The 20,847-nt window shown below is 35.5% G+C and carries 13 protein-coding genes; 6 read left to right on the top strand and 7 right to left on the bottom strand.

Features of this window, described 5'->3' with window-relative positions; all coding sequences use genetic code 11:
- Genes RQM59_RS11715 through RQM59_RS11705 form a run of 3 tightly spaced genes read left to right on the top strand, consistent with a single transcriptional unit; the run spans nucleotide 1 to nucleotide 3,758 of the window.
- On the top strand, nucleotides 1-1,008 hold the full coding sequence (locus tag RQM59_RS11715; RefSeq protein ID WP_349242303.1) for a glycosyltransferase family A protein: 1,008 nt from the start codon (nucleotides 1-3) through the stop codon (nucleotides 1,006-1,008).
- On the top strand, nucleotides 1,005-2,678 hold the full coding sequence (locus RQM59_RS11710; protein ID WP_349242302.1) for an ATP-binding cassette domain-containing protein: 1,674 nt from the start codon (nucleotides 1,005-1,007) through the stop codon (nucleotides 2,676-2,678). Before RQM59_RS11715 ends, RQM59_RS11710 begins: the two co-directional genes overlap by 4 nt.
- 3 nt (nucleotides 2,679-2,681) lie before the next feature.
- A complete protein-coding gene (locus tag RQM59_RS11705) occupies nucleotides 2,682-3,758 on the top strand; it encodes a glycosyltransferase (RefSeq protein WP_349242301.1) in 1,077 nt (358 codons plus the stop codon).
- Here the strand turns inward: RQM59_RS11705 and RQM59_RS11700 are convergent.
- From RQM59_RS11700 to RQM59_RS11685, 4 genes are read right to left on the bottom strand one after another with little or no spacing between them, the layout of a single operon-like run.
- Complete coding sequence (locus tag RQM59_RS11700) at nucleotides 3,719-4,816, bottom strand: glycosyltransferase family 4 protein (RefSeq protein WP_349242300.1); 1,098 nt, start codon at nucleotides 4,814-4,816, stop codon at nucleotides 3,719-3,721. The genes RQM59_RS11705 and RQM59_RS11700 overlap by 40 nt on opposite strands.
- A gap of 41 nt (nucleotides 4,817-4,857) precedes the next feature.
- Complete coding sequence (fucP, locus tag RQM59_RS11695; RefSeq protein ID WP_349242299.1) at nucleotides 4,858-6,171, bottom strand: L-fucose:H+ symporter permease; 1,314 nt, start codon at nucleotides 6,169-6,171, stop codon at nucleotides 4,858-4,860.
- 2 nt (nucleotides 6,172-6,173) lie between these two features.
- The gene (locus RQM59_RS11690) at nucleotides 6,174-7,169 is read right to left on the bottom strand and encodes a glycosylasparaginase (RefSeq protein ID WP_349242298.1); all 996 of its coding nucleotides are present in this window, start codon (nucleotides 7,167-7,169) and stop codon (nucleotides 6,174-6,176) included.
- Nucleotides 7,170-7,171: 2 nt separating this feature from the next.
- Nucleotides 7,172-10,090, bottom strand: coding sequence for a GH92 family glycosyl hydrolase (locus tag RQM59_RS11685; RefSeq protein ID WP_349242297.1), 2,919 nt, complete (start codon nucleotides 10,088-10,090; stop codon nucleotides 7,172-7,174).
- A gap of 41 nt (nucleotides 10,091-10,131) precedes the next feature.
- Here RQM59_RS11685 and RQM59_RS11680 point away from each other — a divergent pair, with 41 nt between their 5' ends.
- From RQM59_RS11680 to RQM59_RS11670, 3 genes are read left to right on the top strand one after another with little or no spacing between them, the layout of a single operon-like run.
- Nucleotides 10,132-12,399 (top strand): family 20 glycosylhydrolase, encoded by a 2,268-nt coding sequence (locus RQM59_RS11680; protein WP_349242296.1) that lies wholly within the window; start codon nucleotides 10,132-10,134, stop codon nucleotides 12,397-12,399.
- A gap of 2 nt (nucleotides 12,400-12,401) precedes the next feature.
- Nucleotides 12,402-13,124 carry a copper homeostasis protein CutC gene (locus RQM59_RS11675; protein WP_349242295.1) on the top strand — a complete coding sequence of 241 codons (723 nt, stop codon included), beginning with the start codon at nucleotides 12,402-12,404 and terminating at the stop codon, nucleotides 13,122-13,124.
- A complete protein-coding gene (locus RQM59_RS11670; protein ID WP_349242294.1) occupies nucleotides 13,117-15,609 on the top strand; it encodes a beta-mannosidase in 2,493 nt (830 codons plus the stop codon). Before RQM59_RS11675 ends, RQM59_RS11670 begins: the two co-directional genes overlap by 8 nt.
- Here RQM59_RS11670 and RQM59_RS11665 read toward each other — a convergent pair.
- The 3 genes from RQM59_RS11665 to RQM59_RS11655 form a co-directional block, all read right to left on the bottom strand.
- A complete protein-coding gene (locus tag RQM59_RS11665; protein WP_349242293.1) occupies nucleotides 15,580-16,545 on the bottom strand; it encodes a glycosyltransferase family 2 protein in 966 nt (321 codons plus the stop codon). The two genes, RQM59_RS11670 and RQM59_RS11665, sit on opposite strands and share 30 nt — an antisense overlap.
- Before the next feature lie 81 nt (nucleotides 16,546-16,626).
- Nucleotides 16,627-19,803, bottom strand: coding sequence for a fibronectin type III domain-containing protein (locus tag RQM59_RS11660; RefSeq protein WP_349242292.1), 3,177 nt, complete (start codon nucleotides 19,801-19,803; stop codon nucleotides 16,627-16,629).
- Between the two features lie 173 nt (nucleotides 19,804-19,976).
- On the bottom strand, nucleotides 19,977-20,795 hold the full coding sequence (locus RQM59_RS11655; protein ID WP_349242291.1) for an enoyl-ACP reductase FabI: 819 nt from the start codon (nucleotides 20,793-20,795) through the stop codon (nucleotides 19,977-19,979).
- Nucleotides 20,796-20,847: the final 52 nt, after the last annotated feature.

Genomic DNA, 20,847 nt, shown 5'->3' with positions numbered 1-20,847 from the left:
ATGAAGGACTTAAAAAACATATCTGTAACGGTTGTAATTCCCACGTATAAAAGAACTAAAAACCTACTGCGTCTTTTAGAAAGTATTTCTTCGCAAACATTGATTCCTAATGAGATCATTGTAGTTGCCGCAGGATATGACGAGTATGTACTAAAAGAAAGCTTATCAATATTTGAATTACCGATTAAACTAATATTTAGCCAACCTTCAGTGTGTCATCAACGAAATACAGGAATCTTTTTAGCATCTTCTAAATTTATTCAACTATGCGATGATGATATTGTTCTTCCAAAAAACTATATTGAGAAATTAGCCTCTTATTTATTTGAGCATGAGGATGTAAAAATTGTTTCTGGATTGGAAACCATACAAAGTGCTCAACACAACTGGCTGCCATTCAATCAAGATATTTCATTTTTAGGATTGCTATATAAGTATATTTTTGGGTTATCTGTTTGGTCAGATCTTAGTCAAAAAACTTCGAAAAACATTCTTTTTAAAAAACTCACATCTCATTATTTACGCAAAGGCAATACAATTAGTAAAGCAGGTTGGCCAATTCTTTGTGATTTTTCTGATAGCACAGTACAAGCTTCCATTTATGGTTTAGGGTGTGCCATGTTCCATGGAAAAACACTCAAAGAAACTCCATATAATGAACGACTTGGGCAACATGGGATAGGAGATAATTACGACCTGGCCATAAGAATTAACAAAGAAACAAGTGCTATTCATATTTTAAAAGATGTTTGCTACAAACATTATAAAACGACAAGTAACAGATTGGCTTCTTCAAAACAATATTACAATAGAACTAAAGCACTATTGCATTGTGTGCGAAAGCTTCCTATTTTTGGTTTCTCATCTAAACTTTATTTTCTCTGGTCATTGTTAGGGAATGGATTATATTTTCTTGTTAAACTCAGGTTTCGTCATTTTTACAAAAATTTACGTATTATGGGTTATGCTTTAATATCTATACTATTTACTAAAAAGCGTGCATATTGAAATCATTTCTAACTAAAATAGCTTTATTAATTCCTAAGAATAAGAGAAAGAAATTGCCCTTTGTATTTGGGATCTCTCTTTTGAACTCTATTTTGGATTTTATTTCAATAGCCTTATTAGCTCCATATTTGTTGTTATTATTTGATGCTAATGAGAGTATTAAATTCTTATCGGATACTTTTTCTATTCAAGTAACAACTACACACATTATTTGGAGTCTACTCTTTTTAGTATTTTTCTATGCGTTAAAAAATTTTATACAAACTAGGATCATCTTTAAACAATCAAAGTTTGTTTATAGCATTGCTTCAGATATCTCTGAACAGTTAATGAAAAACTATTTTTCAGGAAGTTATATTGAGCAAGTGCAACAAGACAAAGGAAGTATATTAAGAGATTTTCAACAATTACCAATGCTATTCGGAACATACATTTTACTTTCCTTATACTATATAATATCGGAAGCCTTTATTGTTTTTGTTTTTATTCTATTGGGTTTTTACTTTCAACCTTTAGCAACACTTTTTTCAATATCATTTATCCTACTAACAGCATTTATCATATTAAAGATCAGGAACAAAAAAGTAACTTCTTTGAACAATGAAATTTCTCAAACCTATAAGGAATCGTTAAATCAAATTATGAATGCTTTCAATGGTTTTCTGCAAATTAAAAGTGCAAAATCTGAACAAGCCTTTGAAGATAAATTTAAACGTTCTAATGGCAAGCATAACGAGCAACTCTCATTATTAAGCATCTATAAACAATCAAATATCAGATATTTTGAAACCTTTGCCATTGTGGTGATCGCTATCATTATTCTATATGTTCAGGTTAATGGTATGGAGTTTATCAACATGTTTATCCTTTCGTTTTTAATTAGCTCTATTATTAAATTTATTCCATCTTTTAATAAAATTGTAAATTCAGTTATAGACATAAGATCAAATAGATATACTGTAGATATTTTATCTGGTTATAATCTGTATCCAAATAAAGAAAACTCCTCGAAAACACCTCATTTCTTAAAAAGTATACGTCTTCAGGACGTATCGTTTAGTTACGATAAGAACACACCGGTTATTGATAATCTTTCAATGGAAATCTCAAAAGGAAATTTTGTTGCCATAACAGGTCCTTCTGGCATTGGCAAGACAACATTACTCCATTTGTGTACAGGAGTACTTGCTCCGACAAAAGGAAATGTTCTAATAGATTCACAAATCGTAGAGAATACAGCATTCTTTGATTTTGTTTCGATCGTTCCTCAACAACCTTTTCTATTTAAAGGAACTCTTTTGGAGAACATAGTTATGAAGAAAAGTACAGACATAGATACTTCTTTCATTTTTAAATTGCTAGAGGTTTTTGATTTAAACCAGTGGTTCAAGGGGTTAGAAAAGGGCCTAGATACAGAGCTCATGTTAGATTCCAAAACAATTTCTGGAGGTCAAAAGCAACGCATAGCACTTATTAGAGCGTTGTATCAGAAGCCGAATTTGTTATTGCTAGACGAAGCGACAAATCAGCTAGATACAGCTTTAGAAATAAAAGTACTGGAATATTTAAAGGAGTTAGTAGAGAAAGAATCCTTAACAATTATAGCCGTTTCACATAATAAGGCTTTACTAGATGTAGCTACCATACATCTCGATCTAAAGAACAATTAAAACATGGACGGTAAACTACTATTCATTACTCCTCTTTTTCCTTCGTCAAAGGATGAAGACACCATTGTTCCTTTCATTTTTCAATTTACAGAGCAGTTTTCTCAAAAATATCCTTCTATAGAAATACACATTCTTGCCATAAACTACCCTTTAGAAAAAGGCATATACATGATCAACAATAGTACGATATATGCAATGGGTGGTGGGTTTAACAAAGGTCTATTTTCGTTCGTCAGATTTTTTAAAAGCCTGAGAAAAGCCTTAAGCCTTTATAAAAAGCATAGATACACTGGAGTACTTTCATTTTGGTATGGAACATCAGCGATCATTGGTAATATTTTGAAATCGCGTTTTAAAGTTACACATAAAACTTGGTTGCAAGGTCAAGACGTAAAACGAAACAACTGGTATCTAAAGTGGCTCGCTCCCAAAGGTGAAAACCTTATAACAATTAGTAAAAATCAGCAGCGGTTACTATTTGAAAATCATCGAATACATACCAATCATATTGCGAACGTGTGTGTTGATGAAAACGATTTTCCCGAATTAAATAAAGAGAGTCGTACAATAGATATTATAGGCGTAGGGAATTTAGGTCCTATAAAAAACTATTCAAAATTCATTGACGTTATTTCCCAAGTTCACAAAAAGATCCCTGAGTTAAAAGTTGTTATTTGTGGAGATGGGGAAGAAAAAGAAGAGCTTCAAAAAAAAATAAATACGTTATCACTGCATAACACTATTGAACTATTAGGATACGTCTCAAATCGAAAAGTAAAAGAACTGTTGAATACTACATCTGTATTTCTACATACCTCCATTTTTGAAGGAAACCCTATGGTATTGCAAGAAGCATTATTTAGTGGCTGTAATGTTGTAAGTACATTCAATATTGAAGAAGAATCAAATGCTATACAACATTTTTATTGTGCAAATGAGACAGCAGCGCTAAGTGAAAAGACTATAGAGCTTTTAACAAATCCGCTAGTAACGACCTCCAGAGTTCATCATTTCAAAATGGAGGATACGATAAAAACAATTCATGCGCTTCTTTCAGATAACACCTTAAAAGCTTCGTAAATATCAGTTGCTATTGCTTCAAAAGATAATTTATTTTTAAACTGAACGGCTACTTTTTCCTGCATCGAACTTATGTCCGTTTTTGAAGCTTCAGATAACTTCTGTACCAGTTCATTCTTATTTCCTGGAGAAAACAGAAAAGCACAAGTTCCATTCTTCGTCATAAATTCATGAGATGGGATTCTGCTAATTATAGGAATGCACTTGCAAGCCATAGACTCCAAAAGTGCATAACCACTACCTTCGTAATGTGATCCAATAATAAAAAACTGATGCTTTTGGTATATAGCCTCCATCTTATCTTTATCAACCTGACCAAGCAATGTGACCTTATCTAGTAATAATTTCGAACTTTCAATTCTATTTGACACATTCTCCAACAATTTACCCTCACTATATACCATGGTAAGAGAAGCTTCCGGGCTAGATCTCAAGTGTTCTTCGAAAGCATCCAGAATGGTCAATGGATCTTTATTATTATCTAGTCTTCCCACCCACAAATAACTTTGATCAACTTTAATCCTAGGATCTGCTACGGAAAAATCCGTAGACCCTTCCATGCATTCAAATATTTTATCTTCTCCAAAAATATCATTTGCTACCCAATCCTGAGCATTTTTCTTACCTGTGAATATGTAACCATCAATAAACGAATCTGCCCATCTATATAAATACTTTTTAAAGCCTTTGGGCGAGGCAGCAAATCCGTGTGCTTGTACAATAATTATGGAATCGTCCTTTAATTTTTTTCTCAAGAAAAAGCTATACAGGCCATATCGCAAACCATGAATCAAAATGTAATCTGGTGCTATTCCAGCAACTTGAGCATGAAAACTATTAGGGATTGAAAATTTCTTCAATACCCTACCTTTTCTAGCAATAAATGTTACATCATTGATTTTCGTTGTGCTATCCTCTTTCGCTTGAAATATTGAAGTAACTCTGGCTTTTTTAGACATTGGGAATAAGTACCCAAAATTGGCGTTAAACCGGGCAATAATTTTCTGCACACCCTCGTCAGTAAAAAAATGATAGTTTACATCTAAAAAAGATTTCATGTTTTGCGAGTTAATATATACGATATTTCAAAAAAATATACTTATCTGTGCGCCATCTTCGAAGATCTAATTTTGCCATAAAACAGAATATAACCATAGCACAGTAGTACCAAAATAAACGCCGTTTTAAATCCAAAATGATCGGTCAATTTTCCATATAGCGGTGGAATAATAGCTCCTCCAACAATCATGGTACATAAAATACCTGAAGCTTGCGGTTTTAATTCGTCTAATCCATCAATAGCCAACGTAAAGATAGTTGGGAACATAATCGAATTAAATAATCCCACAGCTAGGATACTCCACATGGCAACAAATCCTGTCGTAGACATGGAGATTATCACCATAAGCAATGCACCAATAGCGAAGGCACTTAATACTTTTGATGGTTTTAGTATTCTAGTCAAATAAGCACCTATAAACCTACCTATCATGGCTCCACTCCAGTAAAAAGTAACAAAAGCTCCAACAATGGCCAGGTTACTAATATCTGCCACAGATTTTCCAAGAATGGTTTCCGAAATACTTCGCATCATCTCACTGTTCTTTATAGCGTCTGCCAATCCCATTTTATCAAAATAGTTCACCAGGTAACTACCAATTGCTACTTCTGCACCCACGTATACGAATATTCCAACAGCCCCCATCATCAACGAACGGTTTTTTAATAGTGTTCCATACCCGCCTTTAGGTGCTTTTTGTAATAGCTTTGGAAGTTTTACAAATAAAAATAATGACGCCAATACCACAATAAACCCTGCGATTCCTAAGAATGGACTTTGCACCGCGGACGCCTCAGAAGTATAATATGCTTCTTTAGCTGGTTCGTTTAATATTTCGATCTCTTCCGTTGACAATACTTTATCACTCAGGATCAACATAGCTCCAACAGCTGGAGCAACAGCAGTTCCTAATGAATTAAACGCTTGAGCTAAATTCAAACGACTAGATGCTCCTTCTTCTGACCCTAAAGCAGCCACATAAGGATTAGCAGCTACTTGCAATATGGTCATACCGCTGGCTAAGACAAATACCGCTAAGAGGAAAACAATATAAACTCTTGACTCTGCTGCGGGATAAAACAATAAACAACCTGCAGCCATAACCATCAAGCCCAAAATGATTCCTCTTTTGTATCCTATTTTGGATAAAATAAGTCCTGCCGGTATCGACAACAAAAAATAGGCTCCAAAAAATGATAATTGAATTAATCCCGATTGAAAATTAGTAAGTTCAAAAACCTCTTTTAATCTTGGAATTAACGGATCTACCAACACGGTAATAAATCCCCAAAGAAAAAACAATGAGGTAATAAAAATAAATGCCGTTTTAAGTGATTTATTTTGTTGGGTCATAATTAGGCTTTGTTATAGAAATCTGATTTGTAGTTTTTATTTTCTTTGTCTTTATATAAGTTATAACTGAACCACTCATGAATGGAGTATGCACCATATTCTCCTTGCTTGTTCACCGCAATATATCCTACCTGGAAATTCTTATAATTCCTATTTGGTTTGTTCACAATTCTTCCAATAGCTTCTTCACAAGCTTGCTGAGGCGTTTTCCCTTGTCTCATTAACTCAACAATTAAAAAACTTCCAACAGTTTTGAGTACCTCTTCACCAAGACCAGTTGCAGTGGCACCACCAATTTCATTATCAATGAATAATCCGGAGCCAATGATTGGGGAGTCTCCTACTCTACCTGCCATTTTATACGCCAGACCACTTGTGGTACATGCTCCAGAAATATTACCATCTTTATCGATTGCTAACATTCCAATGGTATCGTGATTTTCTATATTGATAATGGGTTTGTATTCTGATTTTACCTTCCATTTTTCCCAAGCCTTTTTCGATGCTTCGGTCAGCAGATCTTCTCTTTGAAAACCTTGCGAAACGGCGAACTGCTCAGCACCCTTTCCCGCAAGTAGGACATGTGGTGTTTCCTCCATCACTTTTCTAGCTACAGAGATCACATGCATAATATTTTGAACACAAACTACCGCTCCGTAATTGCCTTTATCATTCATAATACAAGCATCTAAGGTTACGTTTCCATCTCTATCAGGTAATCCTCCTTTACCAACAGATTGTCCTTTTTCATTCGCCTCTTCAATTCTACAGCCTTGTTCTACCGCGTCCAATGCGGTTCCTCCTTTGCTTAATACAGCCGCCGCGGCTTCCACAGCATTAGGAGTATTCCAAGTGGCAATTACTAATGGTCGTACAGCATTCTTTGCGGTGGTTACAACAACACTTGAACCTTCTTCTTTACAAGCTACTAATGAGTTTCCAACGGTTATAGCTACTCCGGTGAGCGATGCATTTTTTAAAAACTTTCTACGTTTCATTCCTACTTTATTTGAATTTCATCGATAAAGATCCAAGATCTTCCATCGTGTTTATATCCTAAATGCCATTCAGGTAATTTTCCTAATTTTTTGGCTACCACTTTAATATATCTCGAATTAATTGTTTGTCGAGTTTTCACTGTTTGAATCATCACCTCATCCGTATTCTGGGGTTTCGGCGATTTCCAGTCCTCAATCTTTTGAAATCTTTTCCCATCTAAAGAATGATAAATTTCAACATTTGTTGGTAAGAATATCCAACTTCGTTGATCTCGTAAGAAGTTAACTTCAACCGAAGACATTTTTTTACTTTTCCCCAGATCTACAATAGCCACAACATCTTCATCCCAGTATCCTTGCCAAGTTCCTGTTCTAAAATCTTCTGTTCCAACTATTCCATCTATCAAAGCATTATCTCCTCCTGCATTGTATTGATTCGCATATTTTGTTTTTAAATCGATCTTAACGTTTGGATCGATCTTGTAAAAAGTTGTCGTGATGACAGCACTCTTTTTATCGTCCTTGCTAGCATAAGTTTTCAATATTGACTTTTCTGAAATCTCAAAAGGCTGTTCATATTTTATATAATCATTTCCAAGGGTGTAATAAATTTCAGACTCCTTAGATACGGATTGCAATGTCACTTTTGTACTACCTTTGAATGCAATATCTCCATTAGCAATGAACGGAGCGGGAACGATCTGATGTTCTTTTATTTCAGTAACTGGGATATGTTTATCCTTTGTTGCCCAACCTGTAGGTTTATCTGTCATTTCAAATGCTAAATTCACCCCATTTATAATATCGTCATGATTCAGATATGAATATGGATATTTCTTCCCATTCAGCTTAACAGACTTGATGTATTTGTTGCTTTCTGACACAGAGTCTGCTAAAATCGTAAATGCATTTCCATTTTCTAGGTTAATCGTTGCTTTTTTGAATAGTGGCGTTCCAATAATGTATTGATTTGAAGCAGGAGTCACCGAGTAAAAACCTAGTGAGCTAAGCACATACCAGGCGCTCATTTGACCACAATCTTCATTTCCAGAAATACCATCGGGTGTGTCCTTATATAACTCGGTTAAAATCTGGTGTACTTTCTCTTGGGTTTTATGTGGTTTGTTCACGAAATTGTACATATAGGCCATATGATGGCTTGGCTCATTTCCATGCGCATACTGACCTATCAATCCAGTAATGTCTGCTTGGTTCCTACCTGAGGTTTCCTTCTTTGCTCCAAACAATTTATCCAATTGTGATTCTAATTGTTCCTTTCCTCCCATCAGTTTCATCAATCCAGAAATATCTTGAGGCGCATAAAAACTATATTGCCACGAATTTGCCTCAGTGTAATTAAAGTTTACTTCATAAGGATCAAAAGGAGCAAACCATGAATTTCTAAATCTACCTCTCATGAACATACTCTCCGGATCATAGCTATTCTTATAATATTGCCCTCTTTCTAAAAAGGTTTTATAATCTTCTTCTTTCCCTAAGGATTTTGCCATTTGCGCGATACTCCAATCGTCATACGCATATTCTAATGTTTTAGATACAGATTCTGATTCTTTTTCTACAGGGATATAACCAAACTCTTTATAAAATTTCAAACCTAATTTATCTTGGTTTGCAGAATGTTTCATTGCTTCAAAAGCCTTGTTAACATCATAATCCTTGATACCTTTTAAATAGGCATCGGCTATTACAGGAACCGCATGATATCCAATCATACAGCCTGTATAATTAGCGGAAAGATCCCAAATCGGCATAATGCCTCCTTCTTTATATTTAGCGATAAAGGTTTTGATAAAATGGTTCGTTCGTTCTTGCTCAATGATCGTGTATAAGGGGTGTGCCGCTCGATAGGTATCCCATAATGAAAACACCGTATAATATTGATAGTCTTTAGCTTGATGTACCTTGAGATCCATTCCTCGATATCTTCCATCTACATCGCTATACACATTAGGTGCAATCATAGTGTGGTATAATGATGTATAAAAGTTTGTTTTATATACTTCGTTATCACTCTCTACAATAATCTTTTCTAACTGTTTTTCCCATACTCCTTGCACCTCCGTTTTAAGTTCTTCAAAAGACTTGTCTCCTATTTCCAGTTGCCAATTGTGTAAAGCACCATCTTCATCCACGGCTGAAATCCCTATTGTTACTTCTAAAATATTTCCAGTAGATGCATCAAACTCAAAAGCTGCTTTTACATTTTCACCCTCTTTGTTATCATCTAAGAAAGTGACTTTAGTATATGGTTTTGAGAAGATCATATCGTAATACAATCGTTGATCTTGCGCCCAGGCTTTGGAGTGCCTATATCCATAGATCTGCGTATTTGATTCTAAAACAATTTTGGCATCGAGTACTTCATCACGATGCACTAAATCCAAAATTACTATTTGCTTTGCTCCTTCCTGAAAAGTATACTTGTGTTTTCCACTTCTTTCTGAAACGGTCAACTCAACTTCTGTCTTGGTATCGTCTAAAAAAACTTTGTAATAGCCTGGTTCAGCAACTTCATTCTCATGAGAAAAATGAGATCTATATCCTTTTTTTCCATCAGCTCCATTGTTGAATACAACTTCGTTCGTTGGCATCAATAAAATATCCCCATAATCCGAGACTCCTGTTCCACTTAGGTGTGTATGCGAAAATCCATACATATGACTATCCGAATAATGATATCCTGAACATCCATCCCAACCATCTAATCTGGTATCAGGACTTAGCTGCATCATTCCGAAAGGTCTTGTCGCGCCTGGATACGTATGTCCATGCCCTCCAGTTCCTATAAATGGATCAACATAGCTAATTAGTGGCTTACTTTTTTCCGCTTTAGAGACAGGTAGTTTACAGCTGCTAAGAAATAGTAGTACTGCAAAAATCAGAAATTGATATGACTTCATTGAAAGGCTTTGCTTACATTTATGGTCCTAAGATACTAAAAATGACACGCAGAACCCTTCTAAAATTGTTTATCCTTTTTTTATTAGCAAGCTGTTCAGAAAAACCGATTCCACAACAATCAAACATTATCCCAGCACCCTTAGAACAGGTCATGGCGAAAGGTCATTTTATATTGGATGGTAGTGTAAATTTAGTTTCTGAAAACAAACTGAGTCTCGTCTCAAATTACTTTGAATCTTATTTGAAAAATACATATAAGCTGATGTTTTCCAATACAAAAGAAGATAAGAGTATTTACTTTCAAATTAACAACAGCATCGAAAACGAGGAAGGGTACACACTTACTGTAACTCCGCTGAAAATTCTGATCGAGTCAAAGACTGAAAAAGGTGCTTTTTATGCCGTGCAAAGCTTGCTTCAACTAATGCCTGCCAAAACAAAAGAGAAGTCTATCACTATTCCATGTACAAAAATTAAAGACGAACCTCGATTTACATATAGGGGTATGCACTTAGATGTGGGGCGTCATATGTATCCAGTGGATTTTATCAAAAAATATATTGATTTAATGGCTATGCTAAAAATGAACACATTCCACTGGCATTTAACAGAGGATCAAGGATGGCGTATAGAGATCAAAAAATATCCAAAACTGCAAGAAGTTGCAGCATATAGAAAAGAAACATTGTTAGGTCATTATAGTGATCAACCACATCAGTTTGATGGGAAACCCTATGGGGGTTATTATACACAAGAAGAGATCAAAGATATTATAGCATACGCGCAACAAAGACAAGTTACCATTATTCCTGAAATAGAGATGCCTGGCCATTCTCAAGCCGCTATTGCCGCATATCCTGAGCTAGGTTGTACCAATAAAAAAGTAGCGGTAGCTACCAAATGGGGTGTTTTTGAAGAAGTATATTGCCCAAAAGAATCAACTTTCAAATTTTTGGAAGATGTTATTGATGAAGTAGTTGCATTGTTTCCTGGAAAATATATACATATTGGAGGGGATGAAGCTCCAAAAACACGTTGGAAGAATTGTAACCATTGTCAGCAACTTATTCAAAAGGAAAATCTTAAAGATGAACATGGTTTACAGAGCTACTTTATTCAGCGTATGGAAAAGTACATCAACTCAAAAGGAAAACAGATTATCGGTTGGGATGAGATCTTAGAAGGGGGCCTAGCTCCTAATGCTACTGTTATGTCCTGGAGAGGAGTTAACGGTGCAGTACAAGCTGCTAAAGAGGGACATGATGTAATTTTGACTCCCACTTCACATTGTTATTTTGATTATTACCAATCCGATGGCGAAAATGAACCATTAGCTATTGGAGGGTTCTTGCCGTTAGAAAAGGTGTATTCCTTTAACCCGATTCCAGAAGAACTGAATGATAGTGAATCAAAACATGTTCTAGGAGCACAGGGAAATGTCTGGACCGAATACATGCCTAACGAAAAAAAGGTTGAATATATGGCCTTTCCAAGAGCGGTTGCACTAAGTGAAGTTGTTTGGTCATCTCCTAAGAATATGGATTATGCAGATTTCACTAGACGTTTAGAAAGTTTTCAAAAAAGATTAGATCTTTTGAATGTAAATTATGCCAATCATCTGTATGAAATATCAGGAACAACCAAGAGTATAGAAGGAAAAATGTACTATGAACTGAATACGACTTCAAAAGACAGTCCTATCTATTACAGCACAGATAGTTTACCGCCAGCAAGGTTATACAATGGACCTATTCCCATAACTGCTTCGATGATAATAAAAGCGGTTGTAAAAGGAAAAAACAATGAAGATTTAAGTCAAGTATTCGAACAAAGAATAAACGCTCACAAGGCATTTGGGAAAAATGTTTTGCTGAGTAAAGAACCACATAAAACGTATAGTGCTGGAGGAAAAGAAGCTTTAATAAATGGTGTTTCAGGCAGCGACAAACGATATGGGGATAAAGAATGGCTTGGTTTTTCAGGTGAAGATGTTGTTATTATGATCGATCTTGGAGAATTCAAAACGATAAACTCGGTAGCCACAAGATTTCATAATGGCAATGGACAATGGATCTATGCTCCGAAAAAGATCAACCTTTATTTTGATATGGGTAATGGTAAAGAAATTTCTTTTGACAATTTTTTTAAACCTAACGACTCTTTACTTGTGAACTTTAAGGTGAACTTAACTAATATACGAGCAAGAAGATTACGAATTACCGTGCCTAATTATGGTGAAATTCCAGCGGGGAAGCAGGGAGCTGGACATAAAGCCTGGACTTTTATTGATGAGATCATAATTGAATAAGTATGCTTGTAGAAATTTGTACCAATTCATATCAGTCAGCCGTCATTGCACAAAAAGCAGGAGCTCATCGTATTGAATTATGTGCTGAGTTAGCTGTGGGAGGTGTTACTCCTTCTTATGGGCTTATCAAAAAAGTTGTTGAAACTCTTTCCATTCCTGTATTTGTATTGATTAGGCCAAGAAGCGGTGATTTCACCTACTCAAACGAAGAGTTTCGGATCATGAAAGAGAATATTACGCTTTGCAAAGAATTAGGCTGTGCCGGTATTGTTTCAGGGGTTTTACATGTTGACAATACTATTGATCTGGAAAGAACAAAAAAACTAGTTGAACATTCAAAACCTATGCAATTCACATTTCACAGAGCTTTTGATTGGGTTAAGAATCCTTTAGAGTCTGCTAAACAATTGGAAAAAGCAGGTGTTCATAGAGTACTTACTTCTGGTCAGGAAACATCTGCCGAAAAAGGTCTTTCTCTATTGAAAGAATTACAAAGTAGCACATCATTAACGATTCTTCCAGGAGGAGGAATCAACATACAGAACGCAACATTGTTTAGGGAGAGTGGTTTTGCTGAAATTCATTTATCGGCTTCCAAGCAGGTACAAACTATAACCACTCCAAAAATCTCTATGAACAGTCCCAAATTATTAAGTGATACCTCACTCACCCATTCCGATGCAGAGAATATTGAAAAAATTCTAAATATTGTAACCAATGCCTAATCGATTTTATGTGCTTTTGGGAGTACTTTTCATTCTGGGTTGCCAACCAAAAGAGCAATTGCCAATTGTTCAAAAAATTAATTCTAATTGGTTTTTCAAATCAAAAAACACAACTGATTGGCGCTCTGCAACAGTTCCGGGAAATGTATTTACAGATTTGTTAGATCATAATTTGATTGAAGATCCTTTTATAAAAACCAATGAAGAAAAAGTACAGTGGGTTTCTGATTCGTCTTGGGTGTATAAAACTACATTTAACGTTGATAAAAAAACGCTACAGAAAAAACACATCGAACTTAATTTTGAAGGTTTAGACACCTATGCAAAAGTATATTTAAATGACCGTTTAATTCTATCATTCAAGAATGCTTTTAGAAAGTATGTAGTTCCCGTAAAATCAATTTTAAAAAGAGAGAATGAGTTGCGAGTACAATTCGAAAGCACCTCTATTACTGAAGAAAGTGAAAAGAAAAAACTAGGCTACGAACTTCCAGAAGGTCATCGAATTTTTACCCGTAAAGCACAATTTCAATATGGTTGGGATTGGGGGCCAAAATTAAATACTTCTGGAATTTGGAAAGAGATTTCTTTAAAGGCTTGGGATGATACTCTAATTAAAGAGGTTTACTTACAACAAACCAATTATTCAGAAGAAAAAGCTGAATTTTTTGCTGATATAAAAATAGAAAGCTCATTAAAGAAAAGTGCTAAAATTCAGATAGAAATAAATGATACCATTTATAAAAAAGAAATCGGCTTGCAAGGAAAAACTTTTGATTATGCTATTCCTATAAAAATAAAAAACCCAAAATTTTGGTGGCCACATAATTTAGGAGAACCTTATTTATACGATGTTTATATTAAACTTGTAGTTGATGGTAAAATTGTAGACAAGAAGAGATTAAAACACGGCATTAGAGATATTGAATTAATGGCAGAAAAAGACTCTATTGGAGAATCCTTCTACTTTAAAATAAATAATGTTCCAGTATATGCTAAAGGAGCAAACTACATTCCTCAAAACAGTTTTCAGAATAAAGTGACTGATGCACATTATGAAAAATTATTAAGTGATGTTGTGGATGCGAATATGAATATGCTGAGAGTTTGGGGTGGTGGCATCTATGAGAATGATATTTTCTATGATCTATGTGATGAAAAGGGGATTTTAGTTTGGCAAGATTTTATGTTCGCCTGTGCTATGTATCCTGGTGATACTAATTTCTTAGAGAATGTAAAAGAAGAAGCTACTCAACAAGTAAAACGATTACGAAATCATGCAAGTGTTGCATTGTGGGCTGGAAATAATGAAAATTCCGAAGGGTGGCATCGTTGGGGATGGCAAAGTGGAAGGTCTGAAGCAGAAAAAAATGAAATTTGGAGGAATTACCTAAAAGTCTTTGATAGCATTCTTCCAAATACCGTAAAGAATTTTAGTCAGACTCCCTACTGGGAAAGCTCTCCGAAATATGGCAGAGGAAATACATTATACAAAACCGAAGGAGATGCACATGACTGGTGGGTTTGGCACGATGGCTATCCTTTTGAGCACTTTGAAAAGAACGTACCTCGTTTTATGAGTGAATTTGGGTTTCAGTCCTTTCCAAGTTTCGAAACTCTAAATTATATTAATCAAGAGGATTCGGTTAACATTCATATGGATGCCATACAATCCCATCAGAAACATAGTCGCGGCTTCCAATTGATTCGTGAATATATGGAACGAGATTATCCTGTTCCAACAAAAGATGAAGATTATGTATATATGAGTCAATTAGTACAAGCAAGAGGGATCACTAAAGGAATCGAAGCTCACAGAAGAGCAAAACCCTATAACATGGGAACTCTGTATTGGCAACTAAATGACTGCTGGCCTGCTATCTCATGGTCTAGTATTGACTATTTTGGGAATTGGAAAGCCTTGCATTACAAGGCTAAAAAGAGTTTTGACAATCTTTTAATTTCATCGCATAGAAAAGACAACGTCGTATCTACACATATTATAAATGACTCTCTAGAATCCTATTCGGATACTTTGTCCATTCGTATTATTGATTTTGAAGGGCGGTCACTGTGGTTATATAAAGAGCATATTACTATTGATTCAAATGTGAGTAAAAAGGTTTTTGAACTATCCTTGGACTCTTTACAGTTTAATAAGAGTAACGCAGTTATGAAGACTTCTTTCAAAAAGAAGTATTCCAATTTTTATTTTTCTGCTCCGAAACATTTAGCATTACCAATTAGTGCATTTTCAACCAATATTTTGAAAACTCGTGATGGGTTTAACATTTCAATTTTTGGATTTAATTTACTTAAAGATGTGTTTATTATACCCAATGTTGAAGGAACATTGTCTGATAATTTTTTCGATGTTCTACCAGGAGAACGTAAGACTGTTTTCTTTAGAACCAATGTCGATTCTTTAACCACAAAAAATCTCAGAATAAAACATTTAAACGCCTTTGGTTTTGGAAAAAAGTAAGGACTCTAAAAAACCCAACCCGTATCCAAAAAATTGGGTTAGCGAAGTAACCACACTCAAAAAACCAACCCTAATACTTTTATTTTCCACTGTGGCGTCAGCAAAAATAGCTGTTAAGTATACTGCGAAAAAAGCGATTAGATACCAATGCCCAAAAAATAACAGTAGTATAGACAGGTCGAATCCAAGTGCAAAAAGGCTTGGAAACCAATAGGTTAATTTTCTAGTTTCAGGATACTTTCTATTTAATATCGGTCTTGCTGTTCCAAAGGCAAAAGTTTGCTTAAAGAAACTTCCTATAGTATTTCTTCTCTTATGATACACAAATGCTTTTGCTATTAATTGTGTTTCGAAACCTGCCTCCCACATTCTAAATGTAAAGTCGATATCTTCTCCAGCACGCATATCGGAAAATCCATTTGTTCTTTGAAATGCCGTCTTCGAAATTCCCATATTAAAACTTCTCGGTTGAAACTTCCCTACCCCCTTTTTCTTACCACGTATTCCTCCCGTGGTTAGCAATGAGGTCATGGCATAATTGATAGCTTTTTGTAGTGGTGTAAAGTCTTTATGCGCTGCATCCGGTCCGCCGAATCCATCTGTAAACTTTTCCTCTAACTGGGAAGAGACTACACTCATATAGTGTTCTGGAAGTATCACATCAGAATCCAAAATAATAAAATAATTGCCTTTAGCTCTTTCCATGCCATAATTACGACTTGCTCCGGGGCCAGAATTTTCTTTGAAGAAATACTGCAATGACAACTTGCTTTTATATTTTTCTACAATATGTTGGCATGTCTCGGAAGATCCATCTTCAACAATAACTACTTCAAAATTAAGAGTAGCTTCTTGCCTGATAAGACTATACAGTAGTTCCTCAATCTCTTGAGGGCGATTATACACAGGTATGATTATGGAGAAATTCAATTTCAAGTAGGAAAAGTACAAAAATGCATGCAAACAAAAAACGCAAACCTTACGGTTTGCGTTTTTATATTTATTCTAAGTAATAAGTTACTCTTTTACTATTTTATAGCTTCCCAAGTTATTTCCAACTTTTACTTTTACAATATACATTCCACTTGACAAACTAGATAAATCTAAGTTTCCACTAGAAAGATTAGGGCGTCTAGAGTAGATTTCCTGTCCCATTACATTATAAATGGTAATTCGATCTACTTTATCGGGAGAACTAAAAGATAATTGATCTTTTACTGCTCTAGGGAACAATACAAAATTATCAATAGTATTTCTCACAACACCTAAAGTACTTCCTGTAATCTGGAAATTATCAATAAATAGGTCATTATCTTCATTCGAAGTATCAGAGAAAGCATATAATGCAAACTTCACATTCGCTCCGTAACCAGAAAGTACTATTTCCGTAACAGCCTGACCAGTATTACTAATTGAACTACCAGAATCCCATCTTGCCAATTCTGTCCATGTTGTACCATCCTGAGTAACTAATAACGCTAAATAATCATCAGCTCCCAAAGTGGCCGCATTAGAGTTGTTATATTCAGTTAACGCTAAATCAAAATTTAAATAGTATGTGCTTCCACTTAAATCATAGGAAGGTGAAATTAAGTATTCATCTGTTCCCGTTCCATAAATATTAACTCTTGCCGATTCTCCATTCGAACTACCAGTATCATTTCCAAAATCATCTTGAGCCCAGCTCGATGTACTACCTGAAGGTGACATAAATGCTCCTGATGCTTCCGACCATCCATCACCTGGAAACGCTGTAAAGTCATTTAAATTATCTGGTACTATTGGAGTTTGGAAACTTAATGGACCAACCCAATCACTAAAATCACCACCTGTACAATCTGCTCTTACATAAAATTCATACGCTGTATCTGCAGTTAACCCTGTAACATTTGCTGTAGTAGCATTTGCAGCTGTGCCTGCTCCGCCTGGAGTACCAGTACCTGCAGCCTGAACAACATATTCCCATGCTGTTTCCGAACCTCCTGCGTCCCAACTGATATCAGCAGAAGTTCCTGTTAGGTTACCTGCCATTAAATTAGATGGGTTTGGACATGTTGGAGCTTCTTTTACCTCAACGTCATCAATGGCTACGTCATCATAAAAATCTGTTCCATTGTTTTCATCTACTATAAACCTAATTTGGATAGGTCCTGTGATCGTTAATCCAGATAGATCAACTGTTTTTTGTTCCCAATCTGCTGTGTTTGTATTACTAGTAAATACGCCTATATTCCACGTAGCTCCATCATATACATCTACGGAAAAATCTACATTTGTATTTCCTTCGTTATTACTTAATAAGTAAAAAGTCAGTGTTGGAGTGGTTAATCCACTTACATCAATAAGAGGTGTTTGCAAAGTAGTTCCAGTGCTATGTCCACCAGAATCATCTACCCACGCAAAGTATCCTCCAGAGGCAGAAGTATTTCCAATGGTTCCATTGTTTCCAATATGTTCACCTGAAGCAGAATTGTCAAAATTCCAGTCTTCAGAACCACTCATAGACCAACATGTGGGAATACTTCCAGCATTCTCAAAATCTTGAGAATAAGGTGCAGTCTCAGCGGTACACTCTGTCATAAAGTTAAATGGACCTACCCAGTCACTATAATCTCCACCAGTACAATCCGCTCTTACATAAAATTCATAAGCAGTATTCGCGGTTAACGAACTTACACTTGTAGGGTTAGAAGCTGTTGCCGTACCTGCTCCACCAGGCACTCCTGTTCCTGCAGCTTGCACTACATATTCCCAAGCTGTTTCTGAACCACCATTAGTCCACCCAATATCAACTGTAGTGTCTGTAACACTGCTTGCAGTTAAAGCAGTTGGTTTTGAACATGATGGAGCTTCTTTTATTTGGACATCGTCAATAGCAACATCGTCATAAAAATCTGTTCCATTATTTTCATCTACTATAAATCTAACTTTAATTGGACCTGAAATGGTAAGTCCAGAGAGATCTACTATTTTTTCTTCCCAATCAGCTGTATTGGTATTACTTGTAAACACATCTGCATTCCATGATGCTCCATCATAGACATCTACAGAAAAATCTACATTCGTATTTCCTTCATTATGACTTAGCAAGTAAAATGTCAACGTTGGTGTCGTTAAACCGCTTACATCAACAAATGGTGTTTCTAAAGTAGTTCCTGTATTATGATCTCCAGAATCATCTACCCAGGCAAAATAACCTCCAGAAGAAGATGTATTACCTATAGTACCATTATTTCCTAGGTGGTTTCCTGAAAAAGAATCACTGAAATTCCAATCCTCAGATCCGCTCATGGTCCAACAATTAGGAATATCTCCAGCATTCTCAAAGTCTTGAGAATAAGGAGCCATTAACGCGTCACAATCTGTTCTAAAATTAAAGGGACCTACCCAATTACTGTAGTCTCCACCCGTACAGTCTGCTCTTACATAAAATTCATATGCTGTATTTGCAGTTAATGATCCTACACTTGTAGGATTCGCCGCAGTAGCTGTTCCTGCTCCAGCAGGTGTTCCTGTTCCTTCAGCTTGAACTACATATTCCCAAGCGGTTTCTGTATTCCCAACTGTCCATCCAATATCAACAGAATTATTTGTGATATTGGTTGCTGTTAAAGCTGATGGGTCAGGACAAGTAGGTGTTTCTTCGACAAGTACATCATCTAATGACAAGCTAGCTCCATCTGTTCCCGAATAATTGAAAAGTACTTTCACATCACTTTTTCCTACATAAGATGATAAGTCTACGATTCTTTCAAACCATACAAAATTATCATCTGTACTATCAAATTCTGTTTCGTCCGTTTCAGTAAATACTTGCGTAACGGTTGTTCCATCATCTATACTTACAGTAAAATTATAATTATCATTAGGAGAAACACTCCAATGGTAACTAGCATTCCACCAAAAAATAAGTCTAGGGTTCGTTGCCGACGTTAAATCAAAAGATGGACTCGTCAATGTTTCATCTTGTGCACCTAAAGCAGCGTCATATTCAACAAGACCATAATTCGAACCTGTATGTGCTGCAGAAGCAGTCGTACCTACTTTCCAGGTCTCACTTGCATTCACCTGGGTCACCGTCCAACCAGCTGGGAAAGAGGTGCCGCTTTCAAATCCTTCAGTAAGATATTGACTATATCCTATGGAAGAGAAAAGTAAGGTGAATAATAAAGTTAAAAATGTAATTTTTTTCATAAACATTTGGTTTAAAGTTAAGTTATGATGCAAAATACATTTTTTTATGCAACCTTCACTAAATCATTGAAAAAAAGTAACTAAACACTCTTATTTTTGTCCTTAAACCAAAAAAAGCAAGTATGAATAATATTATTCATACTTGCTTTTATGTTTTTTTAAGAAATCTCTAACTAGTCCTCATCTACAAATTTATCCATTACGGCTTCACTTACTCCCATATTGGAGAATCCTCCATCATGGAATAAATTCTGAAGTGTAACTTTTTTTGTAAGATCAGAGAATAAAGAGATCGTATAATCTGCACATTCTAATGCTGTGGCATTTCCTAATGGAGACATTTTCTCTGCATACGCTAGGAATCCATCGAATCCTTTTACACCACTTCCTGCAGTCGTTGGAGTTGGTGATTGAGAAATCGTATTTACACGTACTTTTTGATCTCTTCCAAAGAAATACCCAAAGCTTCGCGCTATACTTTCTAAATACGCTTTGTTATCTGCCATATCGTTATAATCAGGAAATACACGTTGTGCAGCCATATAGGTCAACGCTACAATACTTCCCCACTCGCTCATGGCTTGTTTATTGTATAATACGTTCATGACTTTATGAAAAGAGACCGCAGAAACATCCCATCCTTTTGTAGTAAAATCGTATTTCGAATCTGTATAATGACGACCTTTACGAACGTTTACAGACATTCCTATAGAATGCAATACGAAATCAATTTTACCACCAAGGATCTCCATCGATTTTTCAACTAGGTTGGTTAAATCCTCCATAGATGTTGCATCCGCTGGGATGATTTCAGAACCAGTTTTTGCCGCTAGGTCTTGAATCCCTCCCATTCTCATGGCTATTGGTGCATTCGTTAAGACAAACTCTGCTCCTTCTTCATGAGCTCTTTCAGCTGTTTTCCACGCAATAGAATTTTCATCTAAAGCTCCGAAAATGATTCCTTTTTTTCCTTTTAATAAATTATAAGACATAAATGTTGTTTTTTGTTAGTCTTTAGTTGTTGTATTTGTAGCTGCAAATATA

It is taken from the genome of Asprobacillus argus (assembly GCF_032248395.1).
Classification (GTDB): Bacteria; Bacteroidota; Bacteroidia; order Flavobacteriales; family Flavobacteriaceae; genus Polaribacter; species Polaribacter argus.
The sequence above is the reverse complement of the archived record's forward strand: the minus strand, read 5'-3'. Positions and strand labels throughout refer to the sequence as shown.

Excerpts from the sequence above, each read along its gene's own strand:
- RQM59_RS11715 (WP_349242303.1), top strand. The coding sequence starts at position 1 with ATGAAGGACTTAAAAAACATATCTGTAACGGTTGTAATTCCCACGTAT.
- RQM59_RS11705 (WP_349242301.1), top strand. The coding sequence starts at position 2,682 with ATGGACGGTAAACTACTATTCATTACTCCTCTTTTTCCTTCGTCAAAG.
- RQM59_RS11700 (WP_349242300.1), bottom strand. The coding sequence starts at position 4,816 with ATGAAATCTTTTTTAGATGTAAACTATCATTTTTTTACTGACGAGGGT.
- fucP (WP_349242299.1), bottom strand. The coding sequence starts at position 6,171 with ATGACCCAACAAAATAAATCACTTAAAACGGCATTTATTTTTATTACC.
- RQM59_RS11690 (WP_349242298.1), bottom strand. The coding sequence starts at position 7,169 with ATGAAACGTAGAAAGTTTTTAAAAAATGCATCGCTCACCGGAGTAGCT.
- RQM59_RS11685 (WP_349242297.1), bottom strand. The coding sequence starts at position 10,090 with ATGAAGTCATATCAATTTCTGATTTTTGCAGTACTACTATTTCTTAGC.
- RQM59_RS11680 (WP_349242296.1), top strand. The coding sequence starts at position 10,132 with ATGACACGCAGAACCCTTCTAAAATTGTTTATCCTTTTTTTATTAGCA.
- RQM59_RS11675 (WP_349242295.1), top strand. The coding sequence starts at position 12,402 with ATGCTTGTAGAAATTTGTACCAATTCATATCAGTCAGCCGTCATTGCA.
- RQM59_RS11670 (WP_349242294.1), top strand. The coding sequence starts at position 13,117 with ATGCCTAATCGATTTTATGTGCTTTTGGGAGTACTTTTCATTCTGGGT.
- RQM59_RS11660 (WP_349242292.1), bottom strand. The coding sequence starts at position 19,803 with ATGAAAAAAATTACATTTTTAACTTTATTATTCACCTTACTTTTCTCT.
- RQM59_RS11655 (WP_349242291.1), bottom strand. The coding sequence starts at position 20,795 with ATGTCTTATAATTTATTAAAAGGAAAAAAAGGAATCATTTTCGGAGCT.